General features: G+C 53.3%; 12 protein-coding genes. 4 read left to right on the top strand and 8 right to left on the bottom strand.

All coding sequences use genetic code 11. The features are described 5' to 3' along the window. Nucleotides 1-366 precede the first annotated feature (366 nt). Nucleotides 367-1,047, top strand: a complete 681-nt coding sequence (locus EIC84_RS12900; RefSeq protein ID WP_003064660.1) for an endonuclease NucS domain-containing protein — start codon at nt 367-369, stop codon at nt 1,045-1,047. 143 nt (nt 1,048-1,190) lie between these two features. On the opposite strand, the gene EIC84_RS12895 is transcribed toward EIC84_RS12900, so the two are convergent. From EIC84_RS12895 to EIC84_RS26605, 3 genes are all read right to left on the bottom strand, one after another. Then, nucleotides 1,191-1,691, bottom strand: coding sequence for an HAD domain-containing protein (locus tag EIC84_RS12895; RefSeq protein WP_003064663.1), 501 nt, complete (start codon nt 1,689-1,691; stop codon nt 1,191-1,193). A 63-nt stretch (nt 1,692-1,754) separates the two neighbouring features. After that, nucleotides 1,755-2,312: an HAD domain-containing protein gene (locus tag EIC84_RS12890; RefSeq protein ID WP_003064666.1), complete on the bottom strand. Its 558-nt coding sequence runs from the start codon at nt 2,310-2,312 to the stop codon at nt 1,755-1,757. Next, entirely contained in the window at nt 2,309-2,905 is a 597-nt protein-coding gene (locus tag EIC84_RS26605; RefSeq protein WP_003064669.1) for an HAD domain-containing protein, read from the bottom strand. Before EIC84_RS26605 ends, EIC84_RS12890 begins: the two co-directional genes overlap by 4 nt. Before the next feature lie 550 nt (nt 2,906-3,455). Between EIC84_RS26605 and EIC84_RS12885 the strand changes: the two genes are divergently transcribed. Further along, nucleotides 3,456-3,836, top strand: coding sequence for a helix-turn-helix domain-containing protein (locus EIC84_RS12885; protein WP_003064675.1), 381 nt, complete (start codon nt 3,456-3,458; stop codon nt 3,834-3,836). Between the two features lie 370 nt (nt 3,837-4,206). Here the strand turns inward: EIC84_RS12885 and EIC84_RS12880 are convergent, their stop codons facing one another. Continuing rightward, complete coding sequence (locus tag EIC84_RS12880; RefSeq protein WP_003064678.1) at nt 4,207-4,965, bottom strand: hypothetical protein; 759 nt, start codon at nt 4,963-4,965, stop codon at nt 4,207-4,209. Between the two features lie 519 nt (nt 4,966-5,484). On the opposite strand from EIC84_RS12880, the gene EIC84_RS12875 reads away from it, so the two are divergent. Further along, nucleotides 5,485-6,267: a hypothetical protein gene (locus tag EIC84_RS12875; protein WP_003064681.1), complete on the top strand. Its 783-nt coding sequence runs from the start codon at nt 5,485-5,487 to the stop codon at nt 6,265-6,267. A gap of 12 nt (nt 6,268-6,279) precedes the next feature. Continuing rightward, nucleotides 6,280-9,405: a DEAD/DEAH box helicase gene (locus tag EIC84_RS12870; protein ID WP_003064684.1), complete on the top strand. Its 3,126-nt coding sequence runs from the start codon at nt 6,280-6,282 to the stop codon at nt 9,403-9,405. Between the two features lie 59 nt (nt 9,406-9,464). Here EIC84_RS12870 and EIC84_RS12865 read toward each other — a convergent pair whose 3' ends face one another. From EIC84_RS12865 to EIC84_RS12850, 4 genes are read right to left on the bottom strand one after another with little or no spacing between them, the layout of a single operon-like run. Continuing rightward, nucleotides 9,465-9,875, bottom strand: coding sequence for a hypothetical protein (locus EIC84_RS12865; protein ID WP_003064687.1), 411 nt, complete (start codon nt 9,873-9,875; stop codon nt 9,465-9,467). Beyond that, a complete protein-coding gene (locus tag EIC84_RS12860; protein ID WP_003064690.1) occupies nt 9,872-11,926 on the bottom strand; it encodes a hypothetical protein in 2,055 nt (684 codons plus the stop codon). The genes EIC84_RS12865 and EIC84_RS12860 overlap by 4 nt, the downstream gene beginning before the upstream one ends. Next, nucleotides 11,919-13,493, bottom strand: coding sequence for a site-specific integrase (locus EIC84_RS12855; RefSeq protein ID WP_003064693.1), 1,575 nt, complete (start codon nt 13,491-13,493; stop codon nt 11,919-11,921). Before EIC84_RS12855 ends, EIC84_RS12860 begins: the two co-directional genes overlap by 8 nt. Then, entirely contained in the window at nt 13,493-14,794 is a 1,302-nt protein-coding gene (locus tag EIC84_RS12850; protein ID WP_003064696.1) for a tyrosine-type recombinase/integrase, read from the bottom strand. Before EIC84_RS12850 ends, EIC84_RS12855 begins: the two co-directional genes overlap by 1 nt. Nucleotides 14,795-14,832 lie beyond the last annotated feature (38 nt).

The following is a 14,832-nucleotide window of genomic DNA, read 5'->3' as shown; positions in this document are numbered from 1 at the left end:
CGCCTGAGCAGACTTCAAGCAAATTGCAGGGTCCTCAGCAACCGCTCAAAGGTTCACCCTACGAAGAAATCAACCAGGACTTCAACACTTGCGTGGTTCCCCTCGCCTGAGTGAATGTGCGGTCCATCCAGAATGTTTACGAAAAACTCCACTGCATCGCCAGCCAACTGGGCTAACGGGACCGAGCTGAAGACATGGTGCCAGTGTTCCTACCATGGCAGTCTGCATATTCCGGTTGAGCTGGCCGGCTGTGGCTGACCCGGCTACTGCTCTTAACCGACTGAGTTCGGCCAGAAGCAAATACTCTGGGATGACCGCAACCTGTAAGCTACTCACAACATCTTCTATATAAACGATGAGGCCCAAATGTCCCGATACGCTCAGCTCACTTCCGTACTGCTTTCCAACCCAGCAGCGCAAGTCATTCTGACGTTCGACGAGCTGGACAGAATCGTGCCGGGCGGACTGCCAGCCTCGGCCAAGCAATATCCGGCATGGTGGGCAAACAACGCGTCAAGCCAGCCGCACGCAAAGTACTGGCTTGATGCTGGACGACGAGCCACGCCCAACTTCAAAGCAGGTCGGGCAGTCTTCACCCTGGATGAGTCCATTGAAACTGGTGAGCTGGCCGCGGCGGTAGTCGATGAGTCGACGCCGCAAGTCCTGACGGAATATGTCGAAAGCAGCTTGAGCCTCGAGCGCGACCTCGAAGACCAGATAGTTAGTCACCTTGACGTTCTGGAGCCTGGCCTGACGCTCGTTTCGCGCCAAGAGACCAGTGATGTTGGAAGGCTCGACCTACTCGCGAGGGACGCCGACGGCCGCATGGTCATAATCGAACTGAAGGCAGGCGAGGCAAAGGACTCATCCATCGGACAAATTGCGCGCTATATCGGCTGGTACGCGCAGAAAGAAGGCCAACCACCACGGGCAATTTTGGTCGCATCGGGATTTTCGGAGCCAGTAAGGTGGGCGGCCAAGGCAATTCCGGGACTGAAACTGGTGACGTATCGAGTGCAGTTTGTGTTCGAAGCAGCGACAGTATAAAAAGGGAGATGCTTTACTTCAGCCAGTCGCTGAGGAACGCCTCCCATGACTGGTTAGGGTCGCATGCAGCCGCTGGTCAGCTCAAGCATACCGGTCAGCTCCGAGCGGAATGAAGGTCAACGATGGTCAGCACCCGCAGGCAGTCACCACTGCTTAATTTGCTCTTTCAATTTGTCTGATAGCTCTTTAAGAGCCTGAGGTTCAGATAGTCCTGACGTTCGTTCTGTCAGCACGAGATGCGGGGATGCCGCGGCGCCCCAGCCTTCGTCCTCGTCGTCCAGGGCGACCCAGCTGGTTGCTGCGCGGCGTGTCGCGTCGGCCAACACTTGGGCACCGCGGGTCATCGCATCGAACTCGAACTTGTTCATCGCGCTGTGAAACGTAGCCCCAATCACTCGAGAGCGCAGCGCTTCAGGGAGAAAAGCCTTGGCCTGGGAATAGCTCAACACGCGGACCCAGGAGGTAGACAAGACGATGACGACTTCGGGGTATGGCGCCAGGGCTTCGACAAGGAGCTCCGCGTTCTCGAACAAGCGATGGCCAGCATGGTCGACACTGAAGTACATTCCACCCCTCGGGTGGCGGTAGACCGGCTCCGGGTGCAGGACTCCGTCGTAGTCCAGGTACAGAATGGTCTTTGACATGCTTGCCTGGCTTTCTGGCACGTCAGCAGGTACAGCTGTACGCCAGCTAAAGTGCCGCTGATTTCAAGGTTTAGAAATTAAGCCTCGCAGCACAAAGGCACGCCTAAGGCTTTGAAGCTCGTCCTTCTGAAAGCCAACACCTTCCTGGCAGAGAACCACGAATTGACGCCGTTCTCGCGACCAGTTCTCGAATCCAGTGCCGGAGAGTCCGTCATCCAGTACAGCCCACGAGCGAGCACCTTCTGGATGCTGCTCCAGCCAACTGCTGATTTCCACAGCCCGATGCGCCCGTCGTGAGACTTGAGGCGTTGTCCAGTCCTGATGCAGCCTTTGTGCGACAAAGCCAAGACCGCCCAGCTCCAGCGTCCTCTCCAATAGGTCTCGGTCAAAAAACCAGCGCCAACTTGTGGAGAGCACATACCGCGGAGAGAACTCCTCATGCACCAGCCTGAGATGCGACACAGCTTGAGCGTCGAACAGCTTGCTCCAGAGCTCATCCAAAGCACTAAGTGGTTTACCAACCCGGGCCGCTTCAGCCAAAGCAGTTAACGCGTCATAGCCACCAAATGGGTTGTTGAGGCAAATGACATCATCGAAATCCAGGAACAGGATGGGACTCATACAGGCTCAGCTCGCTGCGGCTCCTGGCCGAGGAGTCGGAGTTCTCCTTCAGTTGCAGTACTCATGCTAGCTGTGTGTAGGTTCATCCAGTCACGAAGCTTTTGCTGGACGCTGATGTCCGATATCCCCGTCTCACTCTCACAAAGTATCAATGTAGGCCAGGAACCTGCCGGCCCAGGAAAGAACTTAGGTTTGTCGTCTAGCACGACGTAGTCAGTGATGGCGTTGAGTTCCAACCAGGCTCGTATCGCCACGTCGCGTCCTATTTGGGGATTCCCAACGGAACCGCCGTACCAACGGGCAATGGGGGCAAGGAGTTCTCCCAGCTGGGCGTCATTCAAGAAGATGCGCCAGGAGCTGCTGACAACCACAGCGATATTCGAATGCTCCCGCAGCAAGTCCTTGAGGATGCCTAGGTGTTGGAACGTGGCAGGCCATCCCGCTCGAATTTCGTGCGGCTCAAGTGGTGGCCGTGCACCTGCAATAGCTCGGGGTGGATGCAGGACTCCGTCAAAGTCCAAAAAAATGATGCGACTGCATTGCTCCGCAAGAGACGGCACAAGCTTGTTCGGCCCGTACTTCGATGAAGTCATCAGTTCAACCACTCAAAAGAACAATCACTTGGATGTGACTCGTCGTCGGCAAGCAACTCGATACCAATGGACTCGAAATAGACTAATTTCGTGAGCTCCGCTTTGCAGGACTGCTAGAGATTTCGAACAGCGGTACCCAGCCATCCGACTCAGCCCTAACGACAGGACTCATAGAGTGGCCGTCGAGATATTTGTCTGGAACACCAGACATCTTTAGGACTAACTTTTCGCTGTGACGCTCTGGGCTGACCCAAACCTCTTCTATGGGCTGTATGGCCAAGTTAGTCTGCTGTTTGGAGTAGGTAACGCAATGAAGCGCAACGACGCGACAAGGCTCCTGTGTATTTCGAAGCTTGCGGAGCGCTTCTACGTCGGCAAACATAGCCGTCACTCTCTCTGAAGCCGGCTCACCTTCGGGCTGGACAGTTGCAATGAACATCGGCGCCGCACAGTCTTTGACGACGCAGCCCCAGTACCCACCACCGTTAGGGAAAAAGACCTTCTGATGCGGGTAGGGAATCTGGTTTTCGGGTAAGCAAAGAAACATTAGATGCTCGAAGAGATACGGGTCAATTGTGACACACAACTCTACTTACAAGTAGTCGATTTCCTGGTAGTCGATTCATCGGTAGTCGACACACCAGTAGTCGACACAGTAGCTATGTTTCAACATCATTCGGTAATGCATGCCCCGAAGCTTCAGAAAAAGAAAACAGCCGTCTCAGCAAAGGAACTACTCGCAAAAAATGTTCTCCGCCTGCGCGAGGAACGGGAGCTCTCACAGGAAGAACTGTGTCATCGTGCAGGTGTACACAGAGCCATCATTGGCCACATTGAACGCCAAAAACGCAACGTCACTCTTGAAACGCTAGAGGCGCTCGCAGTAGGCCTTGATGTCGGTATCAGTGAACTGTTTACTGAATCCAAATAGCACCTTGGGTCGCCAATTGCGGGCGCTGGTCTCAAGTGGTCATCATCCCGAGGCGAGATGACGGGCCTGCCTGTATGCCCCTTTGCGAACCTTGCGGCGGCCTAGCGGAGCTTACGCAAATTAGATACGCGCTTCCCAACTAGCACTCTCTTGATGGCGTCTAAGTCGCCTATATGGTGCATATTCCGCCCTTGAAGCAGCGTCGAGAGACGAGATGCAAGAGGAATTGCGACCGCACGCAATATCGCAGATAGGACGTTAGGACATAGGGTGTCGTGTGCTCGAACAGCCCCACCCGTCTTCATACCAATTAGATAGCAGGACCCCACAGACCCCGCAGAGGAATCTGTAGGGTTCTGAAACTATCCAATCACAGCCGGACACCGCCTCGGTCACCATACCCTTCAGGTACGGAAGTCATCGCTGACAGCGAATCGAGCAGAACGGTCCTGCATGAGAAGCGCTCTTTTGAAGACTGCAGCCAAGCACCATCTCTCCTTTCCAGCCATCCCAAAGCGACAGCGTCACCAGCAAAGAAGTCCGCATTGAATGCAGCCAAGGCGTTTCCTTTAGGGTTGACGGCGACGTGAACATTCAGCTCACCAAATCCTGCGTCGGATACACAACCTCTCGCCCCCAGTCCACCTGGCAGCTCAAAGTCATAGAAGGCACTGCCGCCTCCGAACCTATCAACGTGCCATCGATTGTCATCTGGCTTCAAAGAGAACAACTGTATGCGCAACCCTTCATTGACCGCTGCAACCATTAGATTGCGCCAAGCCGTCGCTCGCTTTCCCTTGTACTCAATGTCGTAGGCGCTGGATGGCACAGTCGAAATCAAGCAGTCTGGTACATCCGTTGCTCCAACCATCCATTCGAAATCGAACTCAGGGTCAGCTGGATAACCAAGCTCGCAGAGCCGCTGCATGAATCTCGTGGTGCTCAGAAGCCGGTAAACGACCTTATCACCGACGAGCTTCAAGTCACTCAGTAAAGCTGCGTGTTTGCCGTATCCAAGGCTTACTGCAATTGCTTCTGTTAGATGTGAAGACTTGACCTCAAAGAAGTCGTCGCGCAGGTAGCGCTTCAAAGACTGAAGCGACTTTTCGCAAAAAAGAATAGAAGCCATTCGGCACCCTCATCACGTATTCAGTCGACGATTTCCGATTACGCGTCGACTCGGATGGAGTCCGCTGGGTTCATAAGAGAAATTGTCTGCTTTAACCCGGAAATAGGTTGGGCCCAGACGCCTACCTCAAATGTATAGGTGCTCAACGAACATTACAAGCCATCCAGCCCATGCCAGCCATCTGCGAGGTTTTCTAGGTTCTCGCGGATGCTGTCGTGCCGTAGTTGCTGTCCAGATGCAGAGCTTGCTCGTAAACGACTACCTTCGACTACAACTTCTTGTCGACAAATGGAGCAAAAATTCACCGATGTTTGAGGGCGCAGGAATCATTTGAGCATCAATGTTTGTCCCAAACTCGACTCATCTCCGGCCTGTGAAATATTTCTTGAGCTCATTGGCCATAGAATCACGCTTGTTACTTTTGGAAACTAAAGTAAAACGAAGCCTCATCCAAACACCGGGGCTATGTCATATCAGTGCCACGCAGTAAATTGCAAGCTAGCAAGGTGATACCGAACGATGCCCGTACCCTTTGATTTGGTAAAGATTTACGACCATCTAGATGGGCATATTTCTTGCCAAGCATTTGATGCCAGTAATCACAGTTCCTATGTTGCCTGGCTCAGTGACGACGTTGCGGCTCGGGTCTTTGACAAGCCCACTATTGATGCTTTTGAAAGCGATATCGCTGCACTATCGGCAGAAGGCTTTGATGTCTCCGCACTGGTAGAGATTCACAGTGAACCGTACTCAACAACCTCCGCAGATATTGGCGAAGGCATTGCAGATTTGTTCCTAGCTGAGCGTCACAACTCAGTTTTGCCAAGCAATCGAAGGCGTGACCTTAAAAATCCAAATGCGAGCCAAGCCGGTGCTGACATCGCCGGCTACGTTTTGCAAGCTGATGGAACCTACTGCTTTCTATTTGGCGAAGTAAAGACCTCGAGCGAGAAAAAGTCTCCGCCTTCCGTGATGACTCACATTCACTCAGGAATGGCGGTCCAACTGCAACGAGTTAGCGATTCTCGTGGGTATCAGCGAACCTTGATGTTTTACTTGAGGGAAAGGTCGCAAGACGCTGCGAATCGCCCCCTTTACCAATCGGCGCTTGAAAATTTGGCAGCTGGCAAATTCCAGCTGGTAGGTGTGCTTTTACGAGATACCAAGCCGGACGTTCTAGACGTCAGGGCTCCCATGGCCAAGATGCGTGCCCAACTTCCCACACAGCAACTCTGCCATCTCTATGTGCTGCATACTTGTCTACCAACTTCGGACTGGTTACAACACTGTCAGGTTGCCTAGTTAACAGTTCCTATGACTCCCACCCTGACTTCAGTTGAGACCGCTTACCAGCAGGCAATGCGTCGCCGCGTGCATGCTGCTGTGGGCTCCAACATCGACCAGGAGCCGCAGGATGCCTACGTTAGCTTGGTAGCTGAATTGCTGACATGGGATGCTCTCGACGGCAACCCTGAACTGAGCAAAGAGCAGCAAAGCGCTGCCAAGCACGCATTTTCCCTCCTGCGAGAGCAACGCCCCAACGACACAGATTCTTCTGAATTTATGTCTTGGCACCTGCGTGCCGCTTGTTTGGCTGTCTTGGCTGACCTTCCACAAGAGGGTCGAAAGCTTTTAGAGCAGGCTCCAATCAAGGTCAACGCAACTCCCGAAGGTGACTGGCTTGAATTCGCCCGAGAGACCGTCTGGTCCGGCTGGCTGGGTATTCTGCGGCATGGGTCCCAGAACGACCTCATGTTGGCCAAAGAGGGGGCGAACCTGCTGCGCTCAACGCAGAAGGCCTATGAGAAAGCTTATCTTCAAAAACTCAGTGGCGGCGCCCACGGCGCAGCACTTGAGCTCATCGGGCTCTACTTCCTTGCGACTATTAGTGAGCGTCTCGCCGACTTTCTCTTAACAGGCAGCGCGGACGGTGCTGGAGATATAAAAGCACAGATAGATATGTACTTCGACCGCGTCATGTCCGCATTGGACCGCGCTCGAGGAGTTCAAAATCTAGACATCGTTTTCTTGTTGCGGCCTACAGCTCACTGCCTTGAAAGTAGCTCTATTCGTGCTGCGACCCGCGGTGCAAATCAACTGGCAAGACAATTTGCAGAGAGCCTGACGAACCGCGCATCACGTCCTATTTTGCAGCTGCTTCCGCCACAGCGTGAAGCGTTACGTCACCAAGGGCTCGCCACCAATGTGCACCGGTCCGTGGTTGTCAATTTTCCGACGTCCAGCGGCAAGACCTTACTAGCGCAATTTGGTATTTTGCAGAGTCTCAATGACCTGGGTACTGAACCAGGCTGGGTTGCCTATGTGGCACCCACGAGAGCTCTCGTAAATCAAGTAACAAATCGCCTTCGGCGAGAGTTTTCCCCGCTTAATAAACGAGTGGAAAAGCTCTCTCCAGCGCTCGAATTCGACACTTTAGAAGTTAGTGCGCTAACGGCCAAAAACCCTGAAGTCGATGGGCCAAGGGTTGATGTTCTGGTGTGCACACCTGAAAAACTCGACTTGCTCATTAGGCGGGAAGAGCTGTGCTCAAAACTAGGCCGCCTGTCCATGGTGGTTGTAGATGAGGCTCACGGCATCGGTGCCGGCGATGACAGAGCCGTTAAGTTGGAGCTTTTGCTCTCGATTGTGAATCGAGAGCATATCAATGCGCGTTTCTTACTCTTAACGCCATTCATCAGCAATGCAAAACGCGTAGCTCAATGGCTCGACCGGGAGAGCTATAAAGACTATTCAGTCGAAGCTCAATGGGTTCCCAATGACCGCATCGTTGGAGTCGTATGCCCTCCACCCAAAGGAAAAAAGGGTGCGAAGGCAGACCATATCCTGTTTGAACCAATAGCGACGCGCAAGAACACACTTCATCTGGATGAACAGTTGAAGCTTGATGGTGTTGCTCCTGAATTGGGCTTCACTCCAGCAGTGCTTCACCAGAATGCAAGTAAGTTGTCTGCAGCGACAGCACAGCTACTTTCATCACGTGGGCCTACCGTCATCCTTTGCCAGACCGTTGCAGCTACCTGGAGGTCTGCAGAATATCTAGCAAAGGTTCCAGAGGCTGAGTTGGAGGGTGCTGAAGACCGGGCTGCTGTTGGTCGTTTTGCAAGCCACGAGCTGGGGCCTGCATGTAGTCTTGCCAAGCTGCTTAAGCAAGGGGTCGGCGTTCACAACGCAGGCCTTCCTGAGGAATTAGCTCAGGCGATGGAGTGGCTATTCGAGAACAAGCGCTTACGTGCTCTGTGTGCCACGACCACTTTGGCGCAGGGTGTCAACTTTCCAATCTCCAATCTTGTCATTTCCTCTCTACAGAAGCCAATGGGTTATGGGGAGAAGATGGGCTACGCCGAGTTTTGGAACATCGCCGGGCGAGTGGGTAGAGTGGACCAAGATGCAATTGGCGTTGTTGCGCTTGCGGCGACGAGTGAGGAGAAGAAAAGCGAATGTAGAGTTTTTGTTCAAAGGTCGATGGTTGACCTCGCCTCACGCCTAATCGCAATGGTTAATGACCTTGACCTGTTGGCAGGTGAACATGAACTTTCGCAATTGGTCTACAAGAAGGAATGGTCCAACTTCAGCCAGTTCATCGCTCACACCCTGCGACAGGTCGGTCAGGCAAAATTCGCTGACCAAATTGAGCTGGTTCTGCGTGGCACCTTCGGCTATCAAGTACTGCGAGAAGAAAAGCCTCAGCTTGCAAGCAAGCTGCTGCGAGCTTCACGTCAATATGCAGCTCGAATTGCCCAGGACATGGGAGCAGTAACGCTAGTGGACTCAACTGGCTTCAGCTTCGAAAGTGTGAAGGGTGCACTGGGTCGCTTGAGTGCTGTGGAAGACTTGTCTGACTTAGAAAGTCCTAGTGAGTTATTTTCAGGAAAAAGCGGAACACTTCGCGATGTGATGGGTGTCTTGCTCACCATTCCCGAAATCAGAGATGAGCTAACGGAAGCGGGCCGCGGAGATGGCCGAAAGCTTGCGGATATGCTCGCAGATTGGGTGAACGGTGCATCTTTTGACACCCTGGCCACGACCTACTTCTCCGACGCAGCAAACGAAGAAGATGCTCTGGCTAACTGCGTCAGAGGCTTTAAGCGTCTCGCAATGACAGCCTCCTGGGGCCTGTCTTCTGTGCTTGCGATGAAGCTTGGGAAAGGTATCGAGGATTTACCGCTCAGCCAGCAGACAGAGGTAACCAACATTCCATCGATGGTGCTCTACGGAGTCAGGACCACTGAACAAATCGCGCTGAGGTCAGCAGGCGTTCCACGCAACGCAGCAATCGCACTTGCTCCCCATCTGGGCGCACCAGCAACGCCTTACGCTACTCGGAAGGCTCTGAAGGAAAAAGGCGAGGCTGTTTGGAAGAAGGCGATGGGGGATGCCGGTGCTGATTACTTCCGTGTGTGGCACATGCTTGAAAATTAAGAAGTGAGGCACCGCCCCAGGTTGCCCACTTCTTACCAAGTCACTGCTGCCTCTAAGAGCTACTTCCTGCTAATTGGAGGCAATGGCTGATTGAGGAAGTGAGCATCCAACCCACGCGTATTCGCGTTGTATGCCCACCGGACGAACTGTTCAAGCAGCCTCGTGTTCTCAAGCTCCAGCCGCTTATTTTCAGCCTCTAGTCTGTCAATTCTCTGCCATGCGAGCTCCAACTCAGGGCTGGAGGCCACCTTTGGACTTCGAGGCTTTTCTGATGAAAGTGCCTTTTTACGCAAAGTGAAGGCATCCCGAATACGAACGTGTTTGTGCAACGCCTGGCGCGTGTAACGCACGAAGAGATGCTTCTCAATCGAATCGATGAGGGCATCCCATGTCAAGCTGCCTGACCAACCGTCCAATATGCCGACAATCCTTGCGATGTCCTCATCATCAAGATTCTTTGCTCGGCTCATTCAGTAGCTCCTTCTTCAACAACAATCCATTTCAGCAAGCGCGGCTCGTCGGACTTTTTTTCAAGGGCTGCGCGGGCTTTCACTGCATGCTGAAGTCGAGATGCTTGCTCAACGTGCGTGAGGCGAATAAGGGCACCCTCCGGAACCCGCGGGTTGTCCAAGATGGCGATAAGCTCTGACAGGCGAGAGTGGGTCAACGTCTGGTGCTGAACCCAGCGCGACGCACCATACTCCCCGTCGGCATCAGCTTCTTTCGCAGCTTCCAGCAGACTCGCTGTTTCCTCATGCGCTGCCCTTGCGTTGGCTTCGCCGACCTTGTCCCCCTTGATGCACACCTGCTCGTTGCAGTTGTTGCAATCCTGATGGAGTGGACACGGGGACATGACGAAGTCGTGAACACACATACCGAAATCCGTTGTGTGAGCCGCCTGAATTCCTAGCTTCTTGAACTCTGACCTCGGCACGAGGCTGATGCGAACCTGAGGGACCAAATCGGTCGATGAGCTCTCCTCAACTTCTCTCTTAAGCTCAGCAATACGGGCCTGGACGTCACGGTCGGAGACATGGTTGTATGCCTCGTTTTGGCGAATGTCTTTACGGCCGGACCACTTCGCAATGTCCAACTCACTCAAGCCTCCAGCTTGAGCGAGTGTGTTCAAGTAGTGCCGGAACTGGTGCGTCCGAATAGCAATAGGTGAACCATCGGCTTCGAACAGCCCCAAGTTATCGAAAATAGATTTGAAACCGTGTTCAGAGCGATTGCCCAGACCAGTGGCGATGAAATTCTGGTCGACAGCCTCGACGATGCCTCGAAACGTCGTTCTGCTTTTGTGCAACTCATTGCGCCGAACGAGGCATAGCGCCTCGCTGTAACGCAGGCCGATATCAGCATCAAGCCAAGGAAACCCACGAGGTAATTCCCCAAGGATGGCCGCTTCAACATCAGAGAACTTGACGGCTTTCTTCTTTCCGACAGAGAAGGTCGGAACTTTGTTCCCGGTGCACCACTGCCCTGGTGACGTCCGACTAACAGGCTCGGCGAAAAGGACTTCTCCTAGTTCATCCATGAACAAGTCTTTCCCTCGCAGGTGCTCTAGATGCGAAGGCAGGTACATCGCGCTCGGATTATCCTCGTACCAACGAGCCACCTGCCGGGCTTCGGAGGAAGTGCCCTGCAACCTTCTAATCGCCTCCTGAACCACTGAACTCATTGATGGCACAACCCATTTGACCATCGGGTCTGCACCTTTCGAAGGCCAGAAACGTAGCCCATACGCTTCAGGCGCTTCCTGCCGGGAGCTATGCACCTCACATCCTGTCTGGAGCCTCAGCACTTCATTCACGCGGTCCGGGGCCGAGCACATGATTGCGGCCACAGATGCCACAACAACGTCCGGGGTTTCAGATGCGGCACGGAATGCTCGAGCCAGCGCGTCAAGAGCGAAGGGGGAAGGGAGCATTTCCTGCCGGCGAGCTTCAAACTCTTCACCAACTCGCCCAGCCGTCTGCACTGGGCGCTCAATTGGGTTTACCCAACGCAATGGGACAGAAGCCAACCGGTTGTTGTCTATAAATGACGCCAACATTTCTAGCTGCTGTCCAGTCCGATAAGCAGTGTCCTTACCGTAATGAACAGCTATGAGCTGAGCTGCGCGATTGAGCACCTGGCCATGAACGAGAGTGATGTCATGCGAACCATATTCAGCCAATGCCGCACCTAAGGCCCGGGTTGCAGCAAGCCGAGAACCTATGGATTTTGTTGGACAAAAGGCATGTTGATAGCGGAAGTATGACTTTGCGAAAGCGGCATAGGGCTCAGCCATAGGTGCCGGCTCGCTGTCATCGGCAGACTCCCACGTGCTGAAGACTGCACGCAGCGCCCCATTTTTGCCTTTGAGCTTTATGTGGTTCGTCACATCCCACTTCATCTCGTCGAACGGGAGGTCAGCCCCTAAAGCTGTCAATTCGTCACGACACATGGCAACGAACGCCGCCAGATTTTTCTCAGCACTGAGTTCGCGACGTGGCTTGAATAGAACCAAGTTAGACATCCTTGGTCTCCTCGCTGGCTTCTAGAGGGAGCAGCTTTGTCTCCTCACTTGCTTTAACAGCGGGATTTTTTTTCTCCTCGCAAAGCCGAATCACTGCGGCAACGGCAAAGATAGTGCGGTCATTGATAGACGCAATTCGCTTGTCGGTGGTTTGAAGCTGCCTGTCACGGTTTTCAAGAAGGTGTGCCAAGACGCCTTCGTGTGGCCCATCAACCCATGCTTCGAAGCTTGAGCACGTGTAGCAAGCAATGGGAGCATTGAAACCACAGAAACCGTGTTTCCCACAGTCCCCCATAGGTGCACCGCTGCGGTCGACACGCAAGTCGATAATGCGATTTGAGGTGTCAACGCCCAACCCATCCACCAATTTCCCAGCAAACGCCTGGGCCAAAGGCGCAATTCCCATTGCAATTACTCGGTCGATTCGGTCGATGATTGCTGGAGAGCTGGCTGTATACACCTGAACATTCTGGGTATCACTGTGGTCAAGGAGGGCTGCGATTTCGAGCTCGCTGTAGCCTTCCTCTGCCGCCCGCGTCCCTGTCGTTCTTCGGAAGCGTGTTGGAGTAATGCTCATCACCTCTCCCGTACGCTCTGAGACGACCGACAGCCCCTCAAGCACGGTGGTGATAGTCTTTCCAATATCCAGCGCAGTCCGGTGAAATTCGAATCCGTTAGTACCACCCGCCGAGCGCTTTGTCGGAAACAAAGGAGCCTGCATTGGGTCCACCAAACGGCCCTCAAATTGCTTGCATACACCTTCAGCATAAGCTACAAGAATTTCGCCAAACTGCTCAAGGAGAGAGCGCTCTTTCAGTTCTGCACGGGCGTTCTTAGTGCGTTTCTTGGCGCGAGGCATGTGTATCGAGTACTTAAGTACCCCCTCAGCATTTCTCTTAACCCGTACATCGCAGACCTTTAGGGCTGCGTATTGCTGATTTCGCTGACCCAGCAAAATGTACAACCAAGCCAAGACGTAGTCTTCTTCAGACACTGACCCGCAGGCATAGGCTTGGTTCAACGCGGCGTGAAGGCCCTCCATCTCGTTGGTTGTGAATGGACCATCTATGGGGTCCCAGGTCAGCACAGCTATACCTTTTCGATTTCCCTTAAGTCGCAGCTGCTTCAGCAGTAAATCCACGCCCTCATCAACACCGGGATAACCCAGCTGAATCCATTTCCTCAGAAATCCGGCGAGAGTTCCGAGATACCAACCTGTCGACTCGTCAAGGCCCGCACGGTAATTGAGTAGGCTCACATCACTGATACTTGAGAGCTGACTCGGCGTCATACGAATGAAGTGCTGGAATCGCTGAAAAAGATTCCTCATATGAGCGGATGAATTGTTCTCGGCGTACCAAGACAGCACTCTTTTCGCACTCTCACGTAACTCATCTGAAATGTTCGTCAGCTGACTAAAGTTCAGACTCACGTCTGTCACGTCATCACGAAATGCCCAGATATCAGCACTGGCGTCAAACTCAATACCAGACTTGGTGCGCACCGGTCCTAGCGTACTCAAAGGACGGGCGGGGAGATTCTCAGTGGTAGGCAAGTCTTTTTTCATCAGTTTTTCTTATCTGTGGGCTTGAACGATTTGGCTTGCAGCGCTAGTGAGGCTTCATTGCTCTTTCGTTCGATATGCCTCTTCGTATAGTGACCGGCCATCCTCGATTGAGGGGACCAACCCATCGCCTGGCGCCGCATCCTTTCCTCATCCTCTGATGACACACCCTTTGTGTCCATTAGCTCGGAGAAATCGTCGTTCCAGGTGTGACGCAGCACATGAGGCGAAAGGTCATTAGTTAGTCCAGGCACCTTCGTCCGTAGCTCTCTGAAAAGCTTGTTGAGGGCCGGCTTTGACAGTGCTGCACCTGTACCGTTGGCCACAAAAAGGTAAGGATGGCGTCGCGCGCCCTTGATGCTCGAACGCGAACCCTTTTTATCCTTGCTCTTCCCAATGATGTAATCACGCGTAAGGTCCATTAACCCAGGACTAAGGGCTAAGAGCCTGCTTCTTGTCTTAACCAGTGGAGCGTTCCCGCGCTCATCCTCCGGGTTATCTGGTCGGCGGGTGATGACAACTTCTCCTTTGCGGAGATTGACGTCATCGACATAGACCCCCAGAAGTTCACCATTCCGAATACCAAGCAGAAGCAGCCACATGAAAATGAGCTGATTCCTAAGGCGAACATGCCTGCCCTTCCAAGGGTTTTCTGGGCTATCAGGGTTTATGACCTCTAGTATTCGGGCGCGCACCTCAGCACTGACACCTTGTCGGCCACCGGCGTCATGGTCGCGACCAGGGATGCGTGCATTCAGTTGGCCTACCACAGTCTCAGTCGCTACATTCAAAGCACGGAAGTGCTCGTGACCAACATCAAGCTTCAAGCGTCTGCCTGCGCTTAGCCATTCAATGTACTTGCGGATATATATGAGTCGAGTGGCCTTCGTTTCAGACTCGACTCGCTTTGAAGCTCTAGCTGAGGTGCGCATACGCGCTCTTTCAAGCGAAACAACACGAGACGCTGCCTGCGACTTTTTTTTGTTTCCTAGGAGTGCGTCAAGCTCTTCTTGCTTCAGCCCTGCCAAATTCACAAGCTCATCTACTTCACTCAACGAGAGAAGCTTTCCTTGCTCTAGGCGCTGATTCAGGTCGATACCCAAGTAACGAAAAACCTGCAGGCCGACCATCACGGCTCTAGCCGCATGCGCAATCGTGTTGGTCGCCAAACTGGTAGAGCGCAGCGCCGTCAGGATGAACAGCGTCACATCCCAGACTGGCACTCCAGTTTCTTCGCTTAGTAGCAGCGGAAGCCGCTCACCAGACTCCAAACGTATCGTTCTGACTTGATAGCCTACTGACATGTTTACATTTCCTCAAAGGTAGTCGATAAGTACACACT

Origin of the sequence: Comamonas sp. A23 (genome assembly GCF_004522605.1) — a bacterium.
Classification (GTDB): domain Bacteria; phylum Pseudomonadota; class Gammaproteobacteria; order Burkholderiales; family Burkholderiaceae_C; genus Comamonas; species Comamonas thiooxydans.
The sequence above is the reverse complement of the archived record's forward strand: the minus strand, read 5'-3'. Positions and strand labels throughout refer to the sequence as shown.